This is a genomic window from Ferrovum myxofaciens, from assembly GCF_000735045.1.
GTDB classification, from domain to species: domain Bacteria; phylum Pseudomonadota; class Gammaproteobacteria; order Burkholderiales; family Ferrovaceae; genus Ferrovum; species Ferrovum myxofaciens.
In genome coordinates, this window is the sequence record NZ_JPOQ01000556.1 from 1 (window position 1) to 261 (window position 261).

General features: G+C 55.6%; 1 pseudogene. It reads left to right on the forward strand.

The window, feature by feature from the left end:
- Nucleotides 1–261: pseudogene (locus tag IV91_RS18790) on the forward strand (IS21 family transposase); the annotation flags it as partial.

Here is a 261-nt window from a genome sequence, read left to right on the forward strand (position 1 = left end):
CCCCTGCCTTCTACGAAGGATTACAGCACAAACAACTCAATACCCGTCACCACCTGCGTCTCATTCTGGCTCTCGCGGAAATCTATCCCAGTGCCGAAATGGATCGAGCCATCCAGGACGGGCTGACCTTCCAAGCCTTCAGTGCCGATTACCTCACCAATATCCTGGAAATGCGCGCCCGTGCTCTGCCAGAACCTGGCCCCTTGCACCTCACTCGCCATCAGGATCTGCTTGAGATCGATATCTCTCCCCCAGACCTTT